Source organism: Kribbella sp. NPDC051770 (assembly GCF_040681455.1).
Classification (GTDB): domain Bacteria; phylum Actinomycetota; class Actinomycetes; order Propionibacteriales; family Kribbellaceae; genus Kribbella.
Map to the genome: position 1 here is coordinate 82,247 of NZ_JBFAYT010000012.1, position 21,336 is coordinate 103,582.

Annotated in this window: 24 protein-coding genes; 2 read left to right on the top strand and 22 right to left on the bottom strand. The window is 65.4% G+C overall.

The window, feature by feature from the left end:
* Window position 1: 1 nt before the first annotated feature.
* The 15 genes from AB0M01_RS31990 to AB0M01_RS32060 form a co-directional block, all read right to left on the bottom strand.
* Window positions 2-1,147 carry a DUF5047 domain-containing protein gene (locus tag AB0M01_RS31990; protein WP_363676159.1) on the bottom strand — a complete coding sequence of 382 codons (1,146 nt, stop codon included), beginning with the start codon at window positions 1,145-1,147 and terminating at the stop codon, window positions 2-4.
* Window positions 1,144-1,944, bottom strand: a complete 801-nt coding sequence (locus AB0M01_RS31995) for a hypothetical protein (protein WP_363676161.1) — start codon at window positions 1,942-1,944, stop codon at window positions 1,144-1,146. The genes AB0M01_RS31990 and AB0M01_RS31995 overlap by 4 nt, the downstream gene beginning before the upstream one ends.
* Window positions 1,945-3,957: a hypothetical protein gene (locus AB0M01_RS32000; protein ID WP_363676163.1), complete on the bottom strand. Its 2,013-nt coding sequence runs from the start codon at window positions 3,955-3,957 to the stop codon at window positions 1,945-1,947.
* Window positions 3,950-4,372 (bottom strand): hypothetical protein, encoded by a 423-nt coding sequence (locus AB0M01_RS32005; RefSeq protein WP_363676165.1) that lies wholly within the window; start codon window positions 4,370-4,372, stop codon window positions 3,950-3,952. Before AB0M01_RS32005 ends, AB0M01_RS32000 begins: the two co-directional genes overlap by 8 nt.
* Window positions 4,373-4,472: 100 nt before the next feature.
* On the bottom strand, window positions 4,473-4,826 hold the full coding sequence (locus tag AB0M01_RS32010) for a hypothetical protein (RefSeq protein WP_363676167.1): 354 nt from the start codon (window positions 4,824-4,826) through the stop codon (window positions 4,473-4,475).
* A 7-nt stretch (window positions 4,827-4,833) separates the two neighbouring features.
* Window positions 4,834-5,241, bottom strand: a complete 408-nt coding sequence (locus AB0M01_RS32015; RefSeq protein ID WP_363676169.1) for a hypothetical protein — start codon at window positions 5,239-5,241, stop codon at window positions 4,834-4,836.
* Complete coding sequence (locus tag AB0M01_RS32020) at window positions 5,241-5,579, bottom strand: hypothetical protein (protein ID WP_363676171.1); 339 nt, start codon at window positions 5,577-5,579, stop codon at window positions 5,241-5,243. Before AB0M01_RS32020 ends, AB0M01_RS32015 begins: the two co-directional genes overlap by 1 nt.
* Window positions 5,579-5,899 (bottom strand): hypothetical protein, encoded by a 321-nt coding sequence (locus AB0M01_RS32025; protein WP_363676173.1) that lies wholly within the window; start codon window positions 5,897-5,899, stop codon window positions 5,579-5,581. Before AB0M01_RS32025 ends, AB0M01_RS32020 begins: the two co-directional genes overlap by 1 nt.
* A gap of 44 nt (window positions 5,900-5,943) precedes the next feature.
* Window positions 5,944-6,273 carry an SAP domain-containing protein gene (locus tag AB0M01_RS32030; RefSeq protein WP_363676175.1) on the bottom strand — a complete coding sequence of 110 codons (330 nt, stop codon included), beginning with the start codon at window positions 6,271-6,273 and terminating at the stop codon, window positions 5,944-5,946.
* Between the two features lie 14 nt (window positions 6,274-6,287).
* Complete coding sequence (locus tag AB0M01_RS32035) at window positions 6,288-7,997, bottom strand: hypothetical protein (protein WP_363676177.1); 1,710 nt, start codon at window positions 7,995-7,997, stop codon at window positions 6,288-6,290.
* On the bottom strand, window positions 7,990-9,213 hold the full coding sequence (locus AB0M01_RS32040) for a phage portal protein (RefSeq protein WP_363676179.1): 1,224 nt from the start codon (window positions 9,211-9,213) through the stop codon (window positions 7,990-7,992). Before AB0M01_RS32040 ends, AB0M01_RS32035 begins: the two co-directional genes overlap by 8 nt.
* Window positions 9,214-9,269: 56 nt before the next feature.
* Window positions 9,270-10,985 carry an HNH endonuclease gene (locus tag AB0M01_RS32045; protein ID WP_363676181.1) on the bottom strand — a complete coding sequence of 572 codons (1,716 nt, stop codon included), beginning with the start codon at window positions 10,983-10,985 and terminating at the stop codon, window positions 9,270-9,272.
* A gap of 262 nt (window positions 10,986-11,247) precedes the next feature.
* A complete protein-coding gene (locus AB0M01_RS32050; RefSeq protein ID WP_363676183.1) occupies window positions 11,248-11,523 on the bottom strand; it encodes a hypothetical protein in 276 nt (91 codons plus the stop codon).
* A gap of 264 nt (window positions 11,524-11,787) precedes the next feature.
* A complete protein-coding gene (locus AB0M01_RS32055; RefSeq protein WP_363676185.1) occupies window positions 11,788-13,992 on the bottom strand; it encodes a DUF3854 domain-containing protein in 2,205 nt (734 codons plus the stop codon).
* Between the two features lie 38 nt (window positions 13,993-14,030).
* Window positions 14,031-14,219 (bottom strand): helix-turn-helix domain-containing protein, encoded by a 189-nt coding sequence (locus AB0M01_RS32060; protein WP_363676187.1) that lies wholly within the window; start codon window positions 14,217-14,219, stop codon window positions 14,031-14,033.
* 290 nt (window positions 14,220-14,509) lie between these two features.
* Between AB0M01_RS32060 and AB0M01_RS32065 the strand changes: the two genes are divergently transcribed.
* The gene (locus tag AB0M01_RS32065) at window positions 14,510-15,613 is read left to right on the top strand and encodes a tyrosine-type recombinase/integrase (protein ID WP_363676189.1); all 1,104 of its coding nucleotides are present in this window, start codon (window positions 14,510-14,512) and stop codon (window positions 15,611-15,613) included.
* A gap of 187 nt (window positions 15,614-15,800) precedes the next feature.
* Here AB0M01_RS32065 and AB0M01_RS32070 read toward each other — a convergent pair whose 3' ends face one another.
* The 4 genes from AB0M01_RS32070 to AB0M01_RS32085 all read right to left on the bottom strand — a co-directional run bounded on the left by AB0M01_RS32070 (window position 15,801) and on the right by AB0M01_RS32085 (window position 17,601).
* The gene (locus AB0M01_RS32070; protein ID WP_363676191.1) at window positions 15,801-16,217 is read right to left on the bottom strand and encodes a nuclear transport factor 2 family protein; all 417 of its coding nucleotides are present in this window, start codon (window positions 16,215-16,217) and stop codon (window positions 15,801-15,803) included.
* Between the two features lie 288 nt (window positions 16,218-16,505).
* Window positions 16,506-16,637, bottom strand: coding sequence for a hypothetical protein (locus AB0M01_RS32075; RefSeq protein WP_363676193.1), 132 nt, complete (start codon window positions 16,635-16,637; stop codon window positions 16,506-16,508).
* Window positions 16,638-16,811: 174 nt separating this feature from the next.
* Complete coding sequence (locus tag AB0M01_RS32080) at window positions 16,812-17,315, bottom strand: NUDIX hydrolase (protein ID WP_363676195.1); 504 nt, start codon at window positions 17,313-17,315, stop codon at window positions 16,812-16,814.
* Window positions 17,316-17,331: 16 nt separating this feature from the next.
* Window positions 17,332-17,601 carry a hypothetical protein gene (locus AB0M01_RS32085; RefSeq protein ID WP_363676197.1) on the bottom strand — a complete coding sequence of 90 codons (270 nt, stop codon included), beginning with the start codon at window positions 17,599-17,601 and terminating at the stop codon, window positions 17,332-17,334.
* A gap of 57 nt (window positions 17,602-17,658) precedes the next feature.
* On the opposite strand from AB0M01_RS32085, the gene AB0M01_RS32090 reads away from it, so the two are divergent.
* The gene (locus AB0M01_RS32090) at window positions 17,659-17,961 is read left to right on the top strand and encodes a hypothetical protein (protein WP_363676199.1); all 303 of its coding nucleotides are present in this window, start codon (window positions 17,659-17,661) and stop codon (window positions 17,959-17,961) included.
* On the opposite strand, the gene AB0M01_RS32095 is transcribed toward AB0M01_RS32090, so the two are convergent.
* The 3 genes from AB0M01_RS32095 to AB0M01_RS32105 form a co-directional block, all read right to left on the bottom strand.
* On the bottom strand, window positions 17,958-18,419 hold the full coding sequence (locus AB0M01_RS32095; protein ID WP_363676201.1) for an NUDIX hydrolase: 462 nt from the start codon (window positions 18,417-18,419) through the stop codon (window positions 17,958-17,960). The two genes, AB0M01_RS32090 and AB0M01_RS32095, sit on opposite strands and share 4 nt — an antisense overlap.
* Window positions 18,420-18,487: 68 nt before the next feature.
* Entirely contained in the window at window positions 18,488-20,263 is a 1,776-nt protein-coding gene (locus tag AB0M01_RS32100) for a hypothetical protein (protein WP_363676203.1), read from the bottom strand.
* 3 nt (window positions 20,264-20,266) lie between these two features.
* The gene (locus AB0M01_RS32105) at window positions 20,267-21,328 is read right to left on the bottom strand and encodes a MoxR family ATPase (RefSeq protein WP_363676205.1); all 1,062 of its coding nucleotides are present in this window, start codon (window positions 21,326-21,328) and stop codon (window positions 20,267-20,269) included.
* Window positions 21,329-21,336: the final 8 nt, after the last annotated feature.

Consider the following 21,336-nt stretch of genomic DNA (forward strand, 5'->3'; position numbering starts at 1 on the left):
GTCATGCGGTCACGTCCCCAATCTCCTCGCCGTACTGCTTGCGGGTGCGCATGCTCACGGGGGTCTGCGCGTCCAGGGGGATCGTGATCGTGTCGATGATGTGGTTTTCAGTCCGCAACGAGAAGGACCTCTTTCGCGACGGGTACCGGACCTTGATGACGTCGTCAGGCTCAAGCGCCGGGTTAGGAATGCTCTCAAGGTCCACCTGATATGGCAGGCCGAGAGACTTGCGAAGCAGCACCGCGGCGGCCGACCGAGCCTGTTCGTTGGTGGTGATGAATGGCGAGCTGTAGAAACGGGGCACCGGACCGAACCGGCTGCCGTACCGAGTTGGGCTCGCGGGGTTCAGGTCAGCCACGGCGGCGAGGGAAGGCGGGGCAGTGTCGGTGGCCTCCCCCGTTGCGACCACGACGTTGTAAATCCCCTCGCGTGTGATCGACCTAGACATTTTGACCAGTACGCCGTTAGCGCCACCGTCGACGGTCCAGCTTGGAGAGCCGGTCACAGTTGGGGCGGCCCGCACCACGAACACGCCCCGGTAGTCGAAGTAGCCCACCTGGCCCAGGCTGGTCACGAGGTCTTGAAGGGTCTGATACCGGTCTCGCTCGGCCACGATGGTGCGCCCGAGAGTCTGCGCCGCTAGGGAAGGGGTGTCCCATTCGATCTCGGCGTCGGGGTAGACCTCAGTCACCAGCAGCTCGACCAGTGCACCTCGCGTCATCGAGCCGGCGAACTGGCGCGGGTACAAGAACCGTCCGTCGACAATGCCACTCATGCGGTCCGTCGCGGTGAGATCAACCTCTCCGACTGGCGCCTCTTCTTGCTCCGGGTTGTTGATGCGGAAGTAGCCGAGCCCTACGAACTCCGTGCGCCCGTTTCCGTACTTGATGCCCCGCTCCACGAAGACTTCATTGCCGTACGGGGCCAACAGTCCAGCGGCGTTCTTGGGCCACTCGTGAGACGTCGTCAGGTTCAGCGTCGAGCGAATCTTGGCGGTCGAGGCTGCCTGCACGTCCCCGCCGAGAATGGGGACTTCTACCCCTACCGGGTCCACCCCTGTTTGGTACGTTTCGCAGACGCGGGCGCGGAAGACGGCTACATGGCTCCCCCGCAGAGTGTCGAGGAAGTCCTTGCTTACGGCCCTCATGGCACGAGCACTTCGGACGGGGTGCCGGTGCGCGAGATCAGGTCGCCGATGGTGTCGTTGTCCGCCAGCATCGTCGTCACGGTCTCGTACTCCGCGAGCACGCTGGCGATCGTGTAGGCGCTACCAATGACCTCCGACCCCGGTGCAGCAACGGCGATGAGGGGCAACGACCACACCCTGCGGGGAGAGCGGCGGAGCGTTGAGGCTCGCTGGACGTCGCCTACCGAGAAGTACCCGCCCGGCAGGACCTCGACGGCCGCAGGTAGATGCAGAAAGATGACGTCGCCAGTGGAGAGGGTGTACTCCATGTCGCGCTCTTCGGCAGCCGTGTCGGTGAGGAGCTGAAGCGTGTACGCCAGCCCTGCCCGCACGTCCCCAATCTGCACCGGGTAGTTGCGACCGACAACGTCCATGACGCCGCTACGGCTGCGGTTGGTTATGTCGCCCCGGTCCACAATCACCACCGGCCGGTTCAGTACCGGAACCGCGGGGATCTTTAGCCACGGCTCGTTGAACTCGGTAGCCGATACGGCGTACTCGGTGGTGCCGGTGAGCGTGCCGGACGCGTTGAACTCCTTGACCCGGTACTTGTAGTCGGTGCCCTCCGGGAACTCGTAGTCGAAGAAGGTCACCGCGTTGCCGCTCACCGGCTGCGCACTCCACCCCCGTACCGTTTCCCACCGCACGAACGGCGAGACGGCCCGGTCAACTGTGACGTGGTCGGTGGTTGCCCCGAGCCCAGTCAAGTCCATCACCTGGCGACACAGTGTGACGTCGAACTCAATCGCGAGTGCCACTTACCTCACCCCCGCGTTGACAGTGCGCTTGGTCTCCTTGTGGTCTTTCTTGATCTCGGTGCGAACCACCCGCACAACCTCGCCGCCAATCTCGATGTGGTTCTCCACGATGAGCGGCCGGTCCGAGCCGGCGAACGCCTTGGTCGCCTCGGCGCTAGTGATTCGACCTGGGGTGTTGCCCATGGTCAGGACCTCGGGGCCACGCTCACCGACGAGGTACTGCCGCCGTGGCTGCACAGGCCCACCCGACGCCCGACCCGGCAGGCGAACGCCAATGTCCTGTGGAGGCTTCTGGCCGATGACCCTCTGGAAGAACGTGAGCGTTACCGTCTTGCCAGTCAACGAGTTGATGGCCGCCTGAGCCGCCGCCTTCTGCCGCAGCAGTTGCGAGATCTCAGCCTCCAGTTTGGCCCGCTTAGTGGCCGTGAGCTTGGGGTCGGCCAACTGCTGACGAGCCGCCGCGAGTTTGGCGTCGAGATCCTTCTTGTCAGCCGTGAGCTTGGCCCGCCGGTCGACGTTGGGGATGGCAATCATCTGCCGCGCCATCGCGTCGGCCTGAGAGCGGCTGAGCCCCATCTGAGTGGCCAGCTTCACGAAGTTCGCTCGCGACTTCTCGGCGGTCTGTGCAGCGGCAACGTTGCCCTTGCCCGCCCGGAGCATCGCCTCGGTCTGGCTGTTCGCGGAGGAAGCCACCGAGTTCAGAGCCGTGCGGTTGGCCCGGCCCTTCTCCGTGTTGATGTCCAACGTGCGACCGTTGGACTTGACGCTAGCGGTAGCACTATCGATAGCCGCCTGAAAACTGATCTGCGCGCCGGACAGACCCAGCGTGGCATTTGACAGACGGAACGTCTTCTGAATCAGGTCTTCGAACGCAGCCGCCGCCTCGTTGGCCTTCTTCTTCTCATCCTCTAGCGCGTTCGCACCGCCCTGCACCGAAGCAGGCAAGCCGTTGTGCGCCCGAGCAAGAGCCACGGTCTGAGCTGCCGCTGAGGACATAGAAGAGCCCGCCGCGTCCGATGAGCCCTTCAGAGAACCGAACACCCTTGAGCCGTTGGAGAGGATGCCGCCCAGTGCGGCGAACGGGCCGAGCAGAAGGTGTACCGCACCTCGCAGCCCCTCGAACACTGCCGTAACAGCGGACACTCCAGTAATGCTCTTGAACTGCCCGTTCAGGTTGTTCAGAGTCGTAATGAGACTCAGCAGGTCTCGCGTCAGATTGCCCACGCCGCGAGTCATGTCGGCTAGTGCGTCTGGGTTCTGGCGAACGCTGTCTGCCAGGTCGATGAAGCCCTGAGAGATGTTTCCTGACATGTCGACCAGCGCGGGGCCGAGGGAGCGAATGACCTCGTTGAAAGCCGAGGTGATCGGAGCGATGGCGGGTTCGAATTTGTCGAACGCCTTGCCGATCTGATCCCCAAACCCGGACAGAACCGGGGCCATCTTGGCGAACGCCGCGCCGAGTGCCGGAACGAAGTTGCCGAAGGTCCGCCGAGCAGACGCCAGCATGTCTACGAGCGTCTGCTCGAACGGCTTCGAAAGGGTCGTGAGCGTAGAGCCCATCTCGGACAGCGTGGCCGACCAAGCGTTCTTGACGGCGTCCGACCTCGCCGCGAACACAAGGCCCAGACCAGCAATGCCAGCACCAAAGCCAGCTACCAGCCCCGCGCCCGCAATCGCGCCAGCGGCAGGCATCGCCACGGCTGCGGCGGCTGCAATTGCGGCCACAAGGGCAGGACCAAGCACTGGGGTCTTCAGCGCTCCCAGCAGGCCGCTGCCGAAGACGGTGCCGCCGGACTTGCCGACCTCCGCGAACAGGCCCGCTCCGTCGCCGCGGAACCACTTCTTCATCGACGCACCGAAGGAACGAGACGCCTTGTCACCAGCTTTGTTGAATGACTTCTCCGTGTTCTTGGCGAACTTGTCTACCTCGCGCTCACCCTCCTTGGAAGCGCGGGCGAGGCCCTTTGCGTCGCCATCGAACTTGACCTTGATGGTACGAGAGGTGTCACTCACCGGAGCCCCACTCTCTGAGCACCCGGTCGGCCGCGTCGGTCCACTGCTTCGCGATGTTCTCTCGGTTGTCGTCTACGGTCGAGTAGAACCAGTAGTCCTTGGTTCCCGAGCCCCGATGGGGGCGAAACTGCGGGAGGAACTTGGCGCCGAAGTTCGCTCCGAACAGGAGCTTGTGCAGCGGCCGGCGATTGCTGGCGACCTTGCGACTCCCGCCCGCCTGCACGCTGGGGACCCGGTCGCGACGCGCCTTGATGCCGGAAGCAACGACCTCGGACTGCCGCGAGGACGCCCGGGCGGCAACAGCGATCTTGTCGTCAAGCTCATCCGCGATGGACTGGTTGGCATTGCGCAGCTCGACCGTCGCATCCTTGGGCAGCTTACGAAAGGCAGCGAGGGTGCCGCGTACCCCCGTCACTCCGAGGTGGAGGCTAACTCCCATCCTTCTGGCACCCCCTGTCCGCTGCTAGGTTCGTTACTCGATTCGTTGCCTTCGGCCAGTAGAGCGAGGGCCGTGACTACTGCCCGTTCGCCTTCTTCCGCCCAGACGCTCGGGGCGATGCCTGTTTGGAGGGCGAGTCCGATGAGGAGCCGGTGGAGGGACCCGGCAGGGTAGGGTCCGGGTCCTCGTCCTCCGCCTCAAAGACCACGTCGGTGGTCTCCTCGAACTCCTTCTGGGTGCCGGACCACAGGCCCTGCCGCCACGAGGCGATGTACGCCATCTTGTAGAGGCTCTGCATGTCCATGTTCGACATGAACTCGAGGAACGTCTTGTTGCCCTTGGTGGTCTTCTCCCACGTGAGGGTGTCGCGAGCCTCGATGGTGACTGAGTACTCGTCCGCCCCGTCGGGCTTGACCTTGACGGTGAACACGTTGCCCCTACTCCGGGTCGGCGAAGACAGGAGCGCCCTTGCACGGCAGCTCGACGGAGAAGGTGGTGAAGCTGCCCTGCTCGCCGCCGAACGGGACGGCCTTGGCAACCGCGGTGATGGTCGCCTTGACTCCACCCTTCTTCGGCTCGAACTCCAGGTCGATCTCCTGGCCGCTCATCTCGGTGAGGAACCGCGCGAGGCCCTGAGCATCGACGTAGTCCTGAATGCCGTTGATGCTCGCAGTCCAGACAGCCGAGTCGACGTCCTGCACGACTCCGTCCGGGACCATCGTGCGCAGGGTCTGCACCGGCTGGTCCGGGGTCAGGACCACCGACGTGCACTGCGCGGCGTAGTCCGTTGCTTCGATCTTCACGAGCGCGTCCCTCAGAACGTACGCGCCAGCAGGTGCAGCCATCACTCACTCCTTGCTACGAATTCGATGCCGTACAGGTTGTTGCCCTGTTCGACGGGGATGAGAAGCGGGCGAGCCGAGTCGACATACACCAGCTCGACGAGGGCATCGACCACCAGCGGTACGAACTTGTCGAGCTGGTCTACTGCGGTTGCCTCGTCGGGGCCGATGACGAGGGCGATGCGCCAGGTGGTCTGCCACGCTTGCCCAGGGCCACGAGCCACCACGTCTACTAGCGACCACGAGTCGCCGGCCCTCAGAGCCTTCGGGCGCTTCTCGTAACCCTTGATGCCCTCTACGGTCGAGAGGGCGGCAGCGAGGGTCTCGCGGGTGGTGTCCATCAGCCGAGCACCATCCGCCGCCACGGGCCTTCTAGACGCCGAACTTCCGGGTCCTGGCCTGGCAGCCTGAGGCCCGGCAAACCCAGTTCTGCGTCTCCCTGAAGCACAGCCAGCGGGATGCCACGCATGGCCAGGTTGCGGGCCACGCGGCGGCAGAGCGCCTCGGTCAGGTCCTCGGGCCAATCGGCATCGTCAGCAGGAACACGGCAGCGTCGCTTCTGCGCAATCTTTTCGGCGGCCATGGCCACACTCAGGTCCTCGTCGGTGTATGACGACTCACCGAGGTAAGCCTTCAGAAGGCTTACGTCTGGTGCGGCCATGGTCGCCTCCTTCCCTCAGAGCAATGAGGAAGTGTTTGGGTTGGTCAGTCGTCGCTGTCGTCGTCGGCTTCGAGACGCGCGACGAGCTCGGGCTTGGTGCCGGAGGTGGGCAGCTCGCGCTCCCGCAGCTCCTGCCGGAGGGTTTCGACCTTCCAGTCGTTGTAGTCGTCCGACTCGTCGTCGCCGTTGTCGCTCGGCTTGTTCGGGTCGACAGCCACGATTTCCCGTTCGTTGCCGTCGACAACGAGAGCGTGAGTGCCCTCGTGGCGGACGACGTACGTACGACCGGAGGTGACCACGCACCCGTCCGGGAGACGGACGTAGCCGTTCTTGCCGAGGTCGACGGTGTCGCCGACTTTCACCTGCTCACTCATGTCAGTCGCTCCGATCAGGCGGTCGGGTCGTAGGGGATCTTGCGGAGGCCGGTCGGGTCGTACACGACCCCGGCGAAGTAGGCGAAGACGCCCATGTCCCAGCCCTCGACCTTCTCCTGCAGCTTGTCGAGGTACTGCAGACCCGAAGCCCAGACGTGGACGGCGGTGGGGTCGGCGAGCCACGAGTTGCTCGCGCTGGTGCTCGTCGCGCCGAGGCTCGCGGTCGGGTTCATCCGCCAGCCGGCGATGTCGATGAACGAGTACTTGTCACCGCTGATGCCGGATCGGTTCTGCGGGTTGATGATCGGGTAGCGCGGCTCTCCGTCCTCGTTCTCGAACTCGGCGAGCGCCGTGTACAGGTCCTCGTGACCGAACATCTTGGTGAACCGGAAGCCGTCGGGGAGGAACTGAACCTTGATGAGACCCCGCTGAATCGCCTTGCCAGCGACGTCACCAGCGGCACCCGCCGCGATGGTGGCCAGGGAGGTCACGCCCGACGCAGCCGCCGAGAGCAGACCAGCGGTCTTGGCCTCCAGCGCCATCTTGAACGACCGGTCGAACTCCGCCTTCACGAGGCCCGAGACGACCGGGTTGCCGCCCTGGGCCGCCACCTCTCGCGTGATGTGCACCTTGCCGCTCACCGCAGTCGGGGTGACCGTGGTGCCGGTGACGGTGAGCAGATCGTCGGGCGACGGCTCCACACCCTCGGTGTGGTCGTGCACGCCGACGTCGGTGTTGACCCGGTCCAGCTTGGACCAGAAGAACGGCGTGACGTTGCTGAGACCGCCCTTGTAGAACGTGTCGTACAGCGGCGACGTCGGCGTGGGGGCCTGACCGAGGAACATGTCCGGCCGGTAGGTCGGCTGGTTGACCTCGTTGACGTCGGTGGTGGCGAGGAACTGCGGGCTGAGCTGGTCGGCCGTGAACTTCTGCAGCCGGGCGAGCGCGGCCTGGTCGCCGTCCTTGCCAGCGGCAAGGAGGTCCGTCGCGAAGTCGAAGCCGGACGGAGCACCCTCGGAGCCGGCGAACCGGTAGATCGGCTCTTCCTTGATCTCGAACTGGGCCGCACCCGGCCCGACCGGGATCTTGATGTCCTTCAGCTGGGCGATCTCGGCCGACTGCGCCTCGACCTTCGCCATGAGGGCTTCGCCCTCGGCCTTGGTGAACGCGACAGTCTCGTCCGCGCCGACCTTCGTGTCTCCCATCGGTTCCTCCTGATTCGGCGCGGCGGATGCCGCAACAGCCGTGATGTGAGCGCCAGCGAATGCAGGCACCCGGACGACCGCAGCCCCCGTGAGCGTGGTCGTCTTGGCGTGCTGTACGCCTTCTCTGTCTGCCTCGAAGCTGCCCTCCACCTCGGCGGAGAACGACTTGAGCACGCGCACCTCGGGATCGGCCAGCGCCAGAACGCGGTCACCCTCCGGGGTCTTGGCAATGCGGAACTTCGCGAGAACGCCCTGGGTTTGAGGGGTCAGCTCGTACGCCGTTCCGACCTGCATGTAGAGCGACTTGTTGTCGTGAGCAAAGTTCAGGACTACATCGCTCGGGTCCTGCGGAAGCGTGACGGTGCCCTCGGCGAACGAGAAGCGAGCGACCTTGCCGGTGTGCGGGTCCCGCGCCGGGCGAGAGACCTCGTTGAACGGCAAGAGGATCCCCGTGAGAGTGCGGCTCTCCTGGTCGACGGAGAACTCCGCTGCCTCGAAGGAGATGGTGGTGTCACCCATTGGTCGCCTCCTGTGGGGCGGGCAGAGCCGGACGGGCGGGCGCGGGGAGCCCTAACGGCTCCAAGCTCCGCTTCTCCCGCGCCTCATCCGGGATGAGGACGTTGGAGCTGATGAGGATTTGGTCAGCCTGAGCAGCCGCCAGATCGTCCAGCCTCAGGTACGACGAGGTGTCGAACGAAACCTTGAAACCGGGCGGCGTTACGTCCTCCATGGACAGCCTGTCTTCGACAGCCGTCATGTACGGGCCGAGGACCGACTCAATCCGCTGACGACGGCGGTCCTGCGCGTTGAAGTAGGTGCGGCTCGTGGTGGAGACGCTCAGCTCTTCAGCGTCAATCCCGGTCAGTCGGGCAATCTCAGTGATGGCGAACTCGCGGGACTCCGAGAGCTGCAACTGCTCGGGGTTGAATCCGTCCCGGTTGTACTTGAGAGCGGCCGGGATGTAGGCGGTGTTGCCGAGCTGCCGAGCCAGGGACCAAGCGGCGAGCAGCGAGCGAATCTCCCTCTCGTCGGCTTCCTCCTGGGTCTCGTCACCTTCGGGAATGCCAACCGGGTCCGCGCCCTCAGTCGGGGTGAACCAGTCCACCGGAGGCATCCCGGTCGCAGCTCGTGCCGCGAATCGCGAGAGCGCAATGTAGGTGCGGATGGCCGGCGAAGACAGGAGACCGCTGTTCGGGGAATCGATGCGAATCATGCCGGGGATGTCCGGCCAAACCGTCGCAGAGCCCTCGGGGTAGTACACGAAGTTCGGCTGAACCGTAACCGTCTCGGCGTCCAGCCGGACGATCTCAGCCGGGCGGCCATGCCAGCCGTAGTGACTCGTACGCCACCAGGCCCGCTCCGACAGGAGCATGTCCTCAATCGTTCGGGTCATGGTCACCGAACGGGCCACGCCGGATTCCGGCTGGCTCAGCAGCGACCAGTCGGTCGGCTTTCCGTTGGGGTCGAGGAGGAGAAGGGGGAACTGCCCGATCTCGCCGCAGATGAGGTCGCGAGCCCGCTTGATGGCGGGGACGGACAGCGCCTCTTCCTTACTGATCTTGGCGCGAGCGAAGATGTAGTCATCGAAACTGGGCACTCCGTACAGAACACCCGAATCGATATCGACCGAGAAACGAGGAGAGATTGACCCCTCATTTCTCGGTGAAATCGTTTCGAGAGTCATCGCATCGGCCACGACCGGCGATTTCCCGAAAAGCGCTCCCAGCCACCCCATAGGCGCAGGCTACAGAATGCTTCGGGACGCTAACAATTGCCCTCGGCATCTTTATTTTAACTGGCCACGATGATCCTTGGTCGACCCACGGGCGTCTTCCGACAATCTGCAATCGCCCATACCGCAGCCTTGATCGCGTCTGCCCTTTCTGTCGAAGCCATTCGCAGGCCGTCCGCCGATGGGAGCGTGCGCGCCGCCAGCACCTGGCCGCCGAGGTGCGCCCCTCCGTCGTGGCGAAGGGTGCCGTCAGCAATGAGTCGTTCGAGATCCTGCACGGCTGCCACAGTTCGAACCTGCCCTTTCTTGGTTCGCACCCCCTTGAGGGCCGGGTCGTCCAGCAAGCTCGCCCCCACCGTGGCCACCCGCCGGAATCGTGCCGTCTTCAGCGCCAGGGCGGCCTCTGACAGGTCTGCGTGGTCGGTCACTGAGACCACCACCCCGCCGCCCGGTACCGGCCAGGCAAGGGCGAGAGAGACGCCGCTCTGATACCACGACTCAATCGCGGCGGCTTGTGGCGCAGTGGGCGGGAGCGGCGAAGCGAGGGTTTCCCACGCCGCCTCGGTCACGACCGTGTTGCCCTTCTCCTGCTTCGTGACCTTGAGCGTCCACATGTTGAGGTACTGCGCAATGAAGCCCGCCATCGGATCCGAGTCTTCAGCGTCTGGGTCTACAACCCCCGCGAGTGCAGCCAGGTATTTCGCCTCCACCATCTTGGCCCGCCCCGGGGACCAGTGAGGTGAGGCCGCCCGCCAGATAGCCGGGTCGCCCACATCGCTGCCCGGAGGCGCACCCCACAGGAGAACCAGCGTCTCTCCGTCTTCTACGTTCAATGCCGCCGACAACTTGTTCGGCATCAGGCCCGAGGCCAGCCGATGCGCCGTACTGGTCAGAAGGAGCTGAGGTGAAATACGTTCGAGGGTCGCCGGCTCAAGCCCTTCGGTGAACGACTCGGGCTTGACGCCCCACGCCTCGTCGACCATGCCGAGGCACACGTCGTACCCGTAAACCGCGTCAGCAGCTCGCACGAGCCAACGATTGTCACCCTTGATCACCTCCTGCTGTCCCGCACCCCGCGTCACCCGCCAGCCGTCTCGCATGGTCGCCCAGGTCCAAGCCTTCTGGTGGATCTCGCGAACAATGGCCACGTTCATGCCGGTGTGAATAGCGAGCTGCGGCTCACCGAACAGCTCTTCTTGGTCGATGGGCCACAGCGCTCCAGCCCTCAGGCGTACGGACTTGCCCACACGGCGCGGCCCAGACTCAAGAATGATCTTCCAAACAAGCTCGCCGTCCTCGTCGTGTTCGAGCTGGCGCATGAATGCGAGCTTCTGCCACCAGCGCAGCTCTACGCCCGTCTCTTCTCGCACCCAGTTGATGGCCTCCAAGCCGTACGAGCCAACAGCCCGCGGATGGGGTGGGGTCATCGCCAGCGGCGGAGATGCGTCGTCGGGAACGTTGATTGCCCCGCGCATCCACTCCGGTTCGTGCTGCGCTGGGTTGTCCCACTTGAGACGGTCCGGTACTTCAAACTCGACGGGATCGGTCTCGTGTAGAGAAATAGTCAGCGGCCGAGCCTTAGGTGCCTCCCCTCGATCAGAAAAAAGTCGAGCTCGCTCGGCTGCTGCTCCTGCTGCCATCGCTTTCTCGATGACCGCACGCTGCCCCGACTTGTTCGAACAGTCCTTGCACTCCACCTGCCAGTTGGTGGGCTCCCATGTCAGCTCGGGATGTTGCCACCTGGGTTTGATGTGGCCGACCACCATCTCAGCCATGGTGCTAACCGTCTTGGTGCACCGGGCACACGGAGCAGGCAGGTACTGAGCCATGTGGAGTCTGGCCGCTGTGACCCGTGGGCCGCGCCACTGGTTGCGGTCTACGCCTGCCTTGCGTGGCCTACCCCTGGCCATTACCCGCGACCCTTCGTAGCCCAGCTCAGCAGCAGCCACAGCAGATGTACGCCAGCCTGTCCGGCCACATACCCCACCACCCCCAGCACCCCACTGATGAGGAACACCCACACGAGATCCCAGTCCATTAGAGCTCCCCCTCGTTGAACTCGCGCCCGTTGAGGTTGCACCAGCGACGAGCCTCCTTCTTGCTCGCGAACACCCAACCGGTGAACGGGATCAGGTAGGTCTCATCCCCGTCGCATCTCCCGTAGTAGGTCACCGTGAACGAGTGCAAGAGCGTGTCGTTGTCTGCCACCTCATGCCAGTAGAGGAAGCTCCTCACGGCGTACGCCTGCCCGTCCTCGATGACCCACGCACCGTTGCCGGGGACAACCTGATCAATAGCCCTGTTGACCTTCATATCGAACTGCCTCTCTAGCCTGATTTTGCCTCGAACTTGGGGTACACGGGTGGTACACAGAGGGGTACACAGACATATCCCCTGGTAGATCGGTGAATCGTGTACCTGTGTACCCTTTGTACCCTTTTGCGGTTTATACGTATGACTCTTCTGTTAACAGAAGTTCTTATATAGGGCCGCAATCCCGCATCGGGGTGCATCTGTGCACAGGTACATGAATCCCCAGGTGGGGCGGGGAGTGCACCCCTGTGTACCTGTGTACCTTCACCCCTCGTCTAGCACCGCAAATCGCCATGCGTACCCACCTCGACTCCTGTTGGTGTTGCGTTCGAGCCGATAACCGTTGATTACCTGCCCTTTTCGATACCCGAGGAACGTTCCGAGGCTCTGCGCGTACTGCTCTTTCGTGTTGCCGGAGACCATCGGCGTCTCTACCTCGTTGGTGAAGAGATGCAAGGCGAGGTCCTTTGCCATGAACCAGGAGTGCTCGTTGAACTTGGAGTCACTCGTCACCACGGCTTCGAGGATGGCCTCCAGCGTCTCCCTCTCAGGAGAGATGTCCTGCTCCTCTTCCTCCGGCGTCTCCAGGAATCCAGGTACGCCGTGGGCTTCGAGAATCCCGCCGATGACTCGCCGCCACGCGCCGTACGATCCGAGAGATGGCACGGCCTTGCCTGGCCCCGGTCGCCCCTTATCGATCCACGAACTGATGAGAGTGCACGCAGCCCAGACGAGACGGCCCCGATTCTCCAATGCCCAGCCGGGCAGGCTGAGCTTGAAGCCCTCCCGCTTGCTTGGGTCCTCTAGGAGAGTGTCCAGCCGGATCTTTACGACCCTGCGCTCCATGTCGGCACTGAAGCGAGGATTGTTGCCTGTCAGCACGAACGTGCAATTGATGACATTGCTGCTGTTCTCGCTCTTGCCCAGCACGCGGCCGGTCCAGATAGGAGAGGTGAGCGCGCTGGCTAGCGACGGGTAGTTGAGCTGCCTGTCCAGATTGTCGATGAAGAGCACCGGGGCTGCGGCCATGAACGTTGCCCCGAGCGTCTTTCGCATCTCATCGTCTCCGTGTGGAGCAGAGATGCTGTCCACGTACCCAACCGAGGCAGCCAGGGCCGACCGAACGAGCAGCGTCTTACCGGTGCCCTGCTTCGGAGCCTGAGTCGAGTACATCGGCGTGAAACCCCGAATGAGCTCACGGGCGAACGGCTGCAAGAGCAGCGCCCAGGCATGCGCCCGGTCCGAATCGCCCACGAACACGAAGTCTTGAAACAGCTCCTTGATGAGCCGCTTAGCCTCCTTGACTTCAGTCTTCGAGGGAGCCGGCGAGACGTCCGGGATCACCAACCCCGCAGGCGGCAGATACAGAGAACGGGAAGACGGGTGGTATCCAGGCTGGGTGCGTAACGTCCCGTCTGCGGCGAATACCGGCGTGGTCACGACCCGCTCCAGGGCCGGGAACGGCTGCCACAGCTCGTGTGCCACGAGCACATTACTGATGACGTCGAAAGGTGGATTGATCGCCTTTCGCACGACCTTGTCTTTTACCTTTCGGAGGTTGTACCAGTCCGCAGCCTCGCCAAGCAGGTGCCTCATTCGGTCCTTACTGACCTTGGTGATGCCCTGCCCGTTGGCCTCCGCAAGCGCACTGTCTCGTTGAAACAGGCTCGGCTCAGGTTGGTTAGCACTGGCCAGCACCGCCAGGGCGTCCCGAGTGAGGTCCCGCAACTCCTTGCCATCGACCCGAACGGACCTCTCGGGGGCGACGGCATAGCCGAGCAATTCCTCTACGGTGCCGTTGTCCGCAAAGAAGTCATCGAGGCCCGTCTTCGAGGGCTCACCGGCGAGGGTGGCAGAGCGAGGGAGAATCACCCACCACACCACCGCTCCGCGCAGGGAGAGGAATCTGGTCAGGTCATGAAGGGCAGCTTGCACACCCTCGTTGACCATGACGTCTGAGTCGTACGCAATGTAGGTCTTTCGGCCGGTCAGCTCGATGGAGTCCCAGTCCTCGAGTGGGCCGCTCTTTCCGTCTGCCCGGGTGCCCCGCCAGTTCCACACCCCCGTAAGCGCGACGCAGCACAGGCCAGCAGACACCGCAGAGTCGGCCTTCTTGACCCCCTCGGTAATCCAGAGCGGTTCGTCGGCATCCTTCAGGCGGAGGCCTAACCCAGGAGGGCAATCGACCCGCGTACGGCTACCACGCGGAGTCTCGTATTTGACTGGCTTCTCATTGTCACCGAGACGAGGCTTGTCCGGCTTGAACTGATAGGTGGTGACGTTCCCTGCCGCGTCATATGACGGGATCAGCAGTCCAGGCGCTCTCAGCTGAACACTGCTGAAGCCCAGCTCCAGCTCCCTCAGCTTCTTGTTCTTGCCAACGGTTTTGTAGCCTCGATTAGCGATTTGCTCGTCACCGATGGCACTGGCACCAAGTTCCTTGGCGTGCTTGCCGCTGAGCTTAGGCATGCGTTTCCCCGCTTCGATAGAGGTGGATTGGTGTTGGCTCAACCTCTGTCGACAGCAGGAACTCGGCTCGCGCGGATGTAGTTATCCAGCTCGTGCTTTTCGAATCGGACATAATGCCCGACCTTCACGAACGGAAGGATGCGCTGGGCAACGGCCCGGCGGACCCAGCGTGGAGTGACACCGAGGTACTCCGCGGCTTCTTCTCCATTGAGGAGGTTTGAACTCATGGCATAACTCCGTAAGTCAGAAGTTATACCCGGCGTCTCACGCCTGCTCAGCTAGCTCGGAAGGCGAATGCCCGCTAGCGGTATTAGCCCGATTGGGCCGTGCGGCAACTATAGCCCATTAAAGCCCACCCACGGCAATAGCCGTTTGTCACCATTGCTCGCACTCCGTAATTGCCTGTGTTCTTGCTCACCACCTCAACGCCCATGACTAACCAAGAGCGCCTACTACACACCGTTACGCCCTGCGAGCAGCCGTCACGTACCGTGACGAAGTCTGTAGCGTTCGAGGTATGACCAGTTCAAGCAGGACACGCAGCAGCAGCTACGGCACGGTGAACCAACTGCCCTCGGGCAAGTGGCGGGCGCGGTACGTCAGCCCAGACGGCAAGCGGCGCAGCCGTACGTTCGGCACCAAGACCGACGCCAGGGTGTTCCTGGCCACTACGCAGACCGACCAGGTTCGACGCGTCTGGCGGGCACCCAGCGCCAGCAAGGCCACCGTTGGCGACTACGCCACCAAGTACATGACGCGCCCAGATGACGAGGTGCGCCCCAACACCAAAGACCTCTACGCGCAGGTGTGGCGCAGCCACCTTGAGGAGCACTGGGCCGACGTACTCGTTACCGACGTGACCACCGCCAGCGTCCGCGAATGGCGCACCGGCAGGCAGCGGGCCAAGGTCGGTAGCAGCGCTCTCGCCCAGGCGTACCGCATGCTCCGGGGCTGCCTCAACTTGGCCGTGGCCGATGAGGTGATTGACGTCAACCCGTGCCGTATCAAAGGAGCCAGCACCGCCAAGCGACAGAAGCCGGTTCAGATTCTGACCATCCCGCAAGTGAACCGAGTGGCCAACTCGACCAAGCTGCCGGACAAGTACCGGGCGTTCGTGTTGGTGCTGGCCTACTGCGCGCCCCGGTTCGGAGAGGCGTCTGCACTTCGCCGGCGAGATGTGAAGCCCGACGGGTCTTCGATTCACATCGAGCGGTCGCAGCGCAAGGGACGCATTTCGGAGCCCAAGACAGAGGCAGGCTTCCGCGACGTGGCGGCCCCGCAGTTCGTAGCCGACGCGTTGGTGTATCACCTGGCGCACTTCACCGGGCCGGACGATGACGACCTGCTGTTCGGCACGAGCTCGGGCAAGTTCCTGGCTAGTCAGAACTGGGCGAAGGTCTTTCACCGCGCGCTTGAACACGAGAAGCTGCCCCGAATCCGAACGCACGAGCTCCGCCACACCGGGGCCACCCTGGCGGCCCAGAGCGGGGCAACAAAGGCCGAGCTCATGGCGCGCATTGGTCACGCCAGCGGGCGGGCGTCTGAGATTTACCAGCACGCCGCGTCCCTGCGCGACCGCACCATCGCCGACGCCCTCAACGCAGCCATCACGGGTGGCTAGGCCACGGGCAGGACACGCAGAGCCCCGAATCGGCTCTGACCTGCGGTTTAGCGCAACCTTCCAAACTGACTACGCGAGTTCGATTCTCGTCACCCGCTCAGCTGAGAGGGCCCGGTTCGTGCGAACCGGGCCTTCTGCTGTTTCAGGCCGGCTCGCTGGTGCACATCCACTCTGACGGTGGGTTGCCTCACGGCGTGCAGGCTTCGGCGATCGACAGACTGTTCTCGTACAGATGGTGCCGGGTGATCCGGCCGTTCGCGACGGTGAGGCGGAGGGCGAAGGGACCGGCGAAGGACTTGCCCGTCGCCCGGACTCTTCCCGACAGGTGGCCGGTCACGACGGCCTCGGTGCCGTCGACGAGGAACGCGTCGATGGAGGCGCGGGCGTCCTCGGGCACGGTGTGCGCGGCCAGCTCGGTGAACAACGCGGCGCACTCGGCGCCGGTGGAACACGGCCTGATCCACGGGACCGCCGGGTTCTCCGCGAGCATCCAGTCGACGTCGTCGGCGAACAGCGCGACCAGCCCCTCGATGTCCCCGGCGAGACGAAGCTCGAGAAACCTCTGGGCAGTGGCACGGGTGGCGTCCTCGGTGGAGATCGTCATGCGACGAATCTGCCGGAGTCGGCGCGGACCGTCGATGACCTCGTAGGTCATGCTGACGGTGCGCGCCGGCTGGGACGCCGACTCGACCCGTCGGAGGTTGTTCAAAGCGGCGAGGCGGCTGACAGACGATTCAGGACCTCGTCCGGCGTGAAGTCGTAGCCCGTCGCGCGGGGACCGGTCCAGTTGATACCCACCAGGAACCCGTCCCGCCGCAGCCCCGGAAGCCAGCGGTCGCGGTGATCTCCCTGAAGAAGGCAGCGGCTTGAGAAGCGCTCTGGGACATGCAAGTCATTCTCCGGGGCGGCCGGAGGCTTCGTACTCCGGGAGCTCGGCGAGAAAGCGGCGGATGATCGCAAGCGGGATCGACCGCACCGAGCCGTGCCACTCGAACGTCGCCGCCGACGGGTCATCGTCCGGCACGAAGACGAACAGCAATGGCCCGTCCCCCGGGCGGCCGCGGAGCGCCTGCAGTTCGTCGTATCAGCCTGACCGCTGCACGTCGTAGCCCGAGGCGGGCTCGTAGATCTGCCCGTCTGCCTCCCAGGGTCCCATGGGATGAATGGTTCCAGAGGAAGCCCGCCCGGCGCCTGGGATTTACACGAGCGGGAGCCAGCGGCGGGCGCTGCATCTGGTCTGGACCTCCGCGCGGGTCAGCCAGGCCGCTTGGGAGCACTCGGAGTCGGCCTCGGGAGTGGTGGGGCGACCGGGCTCTGTGAGGTGGGTGGTGACGTAGACGAGGTAGCCGACCGGATGCGGATACCTGAAGCCCGCGGGCTTCGGCCCGTCGAGGGTGATCCGGTTCCAGCCCAGTACGGTGAGGTCAGCCTCAGCCGCGCGCCAGCCCGTCTCCTCCTGCAGCTCGCGAACGGCGGCCTGCTGCGGCGTCTCCCCCGGCTCCACGTGCCCACCCGGCAGATCCCAGCCCCCACGAGCCGGCAACTCGGCGTACCGCAGCAGCAAGCGCCCCAGACTGTCGAACACGAGCACAAACGCCGAGCTCACCAGCTCGTACGCCGGAAGCTCGTCGGCCAGGAACAGCTTGCTCCGGTGCGGCAGCTCCAGGTCGGGCAGCGTGCCGGACCAGAGGAGCCGCGTCATCCCGGGCACCCCTCGATCAACCAGCCGATCCGGCCGAGGCGGCGGCGTCCAGGTCTTCGTCGAGATCCTCGTCGTTGTCCGCGAAGACGATCGTGAAGGTCCCGCGGGTGACGCCGTCCGGCTCGAGGACTGCTTCGAATCCGATCGTGAGCATGTCCTCCATGCTGATCGGCTCGTGCTCGGCCAACGCCCGCCCGACGTGCTGGAACAAGGCAGTCAGCGACTGGTCCTCGTCGGCGGTGGGGAGACCGATCGAGAACGACTTGCAGGGATATCCGAGACTCATGCGCGGATGGTTCCACAGGACCGGGCGCGGCGACGGCACGGGTCGTAGGCTGCCCGCATGTTGCTGGGTGAAGCGTGGCCGCGGCTCGCCGGCCAGGTACGGGATGCGCTGACTCGGGACGGGGAGCACGAGCTGGCGGCGCAGATCGACGGGCTGCCGGTGGTGCAGAGGTGCGAGTGCGGGGACGACTTCTGCCAGAGCTTCCACACCGCGCCCCCACCGGACGGCGGCTATCCGCTCGAACGACACCGCAACTGGTACGCCGAGGACTCCCCCGGCTGGGACGGCGAGCTGGTGCTGGACGTCGTCGACGGCCTGGTCGTCTACGTGGAAGTGCTCGACCGCGAGCCGCTCGACTAGTACGTCCAACCGCCATCGCTGAGGTTGAACGACCACTCGGTGCGCGCCGCCTCGGTCAGATGAGCGACCGCAGGTGCACTGAGCGGCGGGTACGGGACAGCGCTCAAGTGCGTGACCGCCTCAGCGACCGAGAACCAGCGGACCTCCAGCACCGCCCCGTCCTGGTCGTCGGGCGCAAAGCGCGGATCGCTGACCGTCACCGTGTAGTTGAAGGACCGGTTGACCAGCACCCCGTCGTGGCTGACGACAGCGGTCCACACCTGAGCGAGCGCGGACGCAGCAACCCGCAGACCGGTCTCCTCCCGCAGCTCACGCACAGCAGCCGCCAGCGGGTCCTCACCAGGCTCGACAGCCCCACTGGGCAGGTTCCAGTGCATCCGATCCCAGGTGTCGTACTGCTCCCGCACCAGTGCGATCTGGTCGCCGTACCGCGCGACAACGCCTACGTACTCCCGCATCCGGCGAGCCTACGACCGCTCAGGGCCGCAGCCGCTTCGTTGCTAACAGCGATAACATCGATCAGCCCTCACTGAATCCGGAACACCGGCCCCCGTGCCCTGAACGGCAGCGTCGCCCCCGACGGGATCAGATACGCATGCTCACGCCGCACCCGCAGCACGTCGCAGTCGGCGTCCGTGATGATCAGTACCGGAGCCTCCCGCGGGAAGTCGTCTGCATGGTCCAGCAGGTTCAGCGCAGGCTGCAGAACCGTCCCGCCGCGTCCGCGGAGCTGCACACGGCCGGCGATCTCGTCCACCGGCACGTACCCGGCGTCGTACGGCGCCGCGTCGCAGTAGACCACGCGGGCAGCCGGCACATCCCGTGCATGCGAGTACGACGCGATCGCCCCCAGCGCCTTGCCGAGCAACCGGTGGTCCATCGACGCCGACGTGTCCAGCACCACCCCGTACGTCGGCAGCAGCTCCGGCCGCTCCGGCCGGACCCAACCAGGCCGCGGGATGTCCGGCGTACTCGCCTGACGGCGCGAGGCCCGAGCGTAGGACCGAGTCGGCACGACCGACGGCACGTGCTCCTCGAACCACCGCGCAAGCTGCGCGTCCCACTCCAGCGCCGGGTGGTCCAGCGCCCGGATCTCCTCGACCAGTCCGGCAGGCAGCAGCCCGCGCGACTCGTCGTGGTACGCCAGTCCCGTGCTCAGCGCCCGCCGGTAGATGTCATCGAGCCCGGCAGCCCGCTGGCCCTCGCCGGGATGCGGCAGCGGCTGCCCGAGTACATCGCCCAGCCCGACGCCGCGGAGCGTCGCCAGCTTGCGGTAGCGGCGCAGGTCGCGCGCGATGCGGTCGTAGACCTCTTCCGCGGACAGGCCCTTCAGCTCCGCGTCGTACAGCGCACCCTCCGGCATCGTGCCGACACCCATCTCCAGCAACCAGCCGTTGATGACCAGGTCGGCCGCGACGTTCCACAGGTACGGATCGCGCCCGCCGACGCGTTCGCCGTGGCGCAGTGCGGCGTGCAGCATCTCGTGCGCCATCACGAACCGCCACTCCCCTGGCGTCAGCCCGGCCAGCGGGTTCACGTAGATCTCCCCGGCGACAGCACTTACCGCAGCCACCCGGATATCCCAGTTGCGCGCCAGCTCCACTTCAGCGACGACAGTCATCGAAGCTGCCAGCGCACCCATCAGCGGGTACGACGAAACGAACCACCCCAGCGCGGCCGTCCAATCGTCCACCCGCCCCTTGGAGTCGGACAGCGACGACCGTACGCCGCCCGCAACGTCCACTGCCGCAGTCGCTGCAGCCGACAGGCCAACAGCGAAGCGAGCAGGCCAGTCAGGCGGCTTGCCCCACCCGGTCCAGGCCGAGTTGGTGACGTCAGCCTCGCCACCGTTGACTCCGCACCGCGTGTGCTCGTCCGGTACGCCGCTGGAGCGCCACAGGCGAGCCAGCGCGTCCTCATCGGTCGAAGGCAGCGCAACCGGCAGGTCGACGACCGGGCGACCGAGCTTGAGCGCCTGCAGGAAGCGGTTCACCGCCACGTCGTACGCCGCGGACGCTGCGCGGTCGGGAGCCTGCCGGTCCGGCGAGGCGTGCCCGAGGCCCAGGTGGATCAGCAGGTGCGCGAAGACCCACGCCCATTCGTCGGCGGTCGCCCGCCGCGTCTGGTGAACCAGGATCTCGCGAGCACTCCCGATCCGCGCCCAGCCGTCGGTCGCGACAGTGTCGCTCCGACGTGGCGGCTGACCGGCCAGCGCGGCGAACAGCGGGTGCTCCGCGACCCGCTGCCAGCCGGCGTGGATCGCCTCCAGCGCTGGATCCTTGCGGGGTGGACGCCGGGGCATCGGTCAGTTCCGCGCCGCGACCAGGCGCGGCAGGTCGCGGGTGACCTCGACCAGGAACCACGTCGGCAGCACCGCGCGGCCGTCCTCGTCGGACGCGATCACGACCTGCGCGATCTCCAGCGAGATCTCCGCGAGCTCGACCAGCAGCGCCTTGCCGCGGTGTGCGAGCTGACGCGACGCCGCGCTGCCGCCGGTCTTGTCCGCGGGCAGCTCCTTCACGAGCCGGGCCCGGAACGTCTCGGCCAGGAAGTACAGCAGGTCGCGATCACCCGGAGCGCTCGGCCAGCCGACCTCGCCCTTGAGCACGGCTTCGAGCCCGAACGCGTTGCGGACCGTCTTCACGAACGCGCGGAACCCGGAGGCGTGCGCGGCCGTGACGGTGCCGAAGGCCAGGACGCGCAGCATCTCGTCGTCGATGTCGTCGCCGTACGAGTGCAGCGCGTCGGACAGCATGTGCCAGCTGCGCGGCGACGAGAACGGCTCCTCGGTCTTTGGCGGCGCGGTCCACAGGTGGTCCGGGCGGTTGCGCAGGTAGTCGAGGATCCACGGGTGGATCCCGGCGCCGCCGGCCCAGGTCAGCCAGTCGCTGGCCGAAGCGCGCAGGTGAACGTGCACCAGGCGGTTCAGCAGCGCGGACGCCATCGGGCGGGCCAGCGCGTTGTCGGTGGCCCGGTTGCCGGCGCCGATCACGACCGATCCCTCAGGCAGCTCGTACTCGCCGATCCGGCGGTCCAGGATCAGCGAGTAGAACGCCTTCTGCACCTCCGGCGAGGACGCGTTCAGCTCGTCCAGGAACAGGCAGTACGGCGCGTCCCGGGCGATGCTCATCGGCGGCGCGAACCGGCTCCGGCCGTCGACGATCTGCGGTACGCCGATCAGGTCCTCCGGCGCGAGCTGGGTCCCGAGCAGCGTGACGCACTCCAGGCCGAGCGAGTCCGCGAACGCGCGCACCAGGCTGGACTTGCCGATCCCGGGCGCTCCCCAGAGGAAGACCGGGCGGACGACGGCGACGTGCAGCAACACCTCGGGCAACTGCTTCGGCGTCACGGTGACTGCAGCCTGCATCGGGTCCT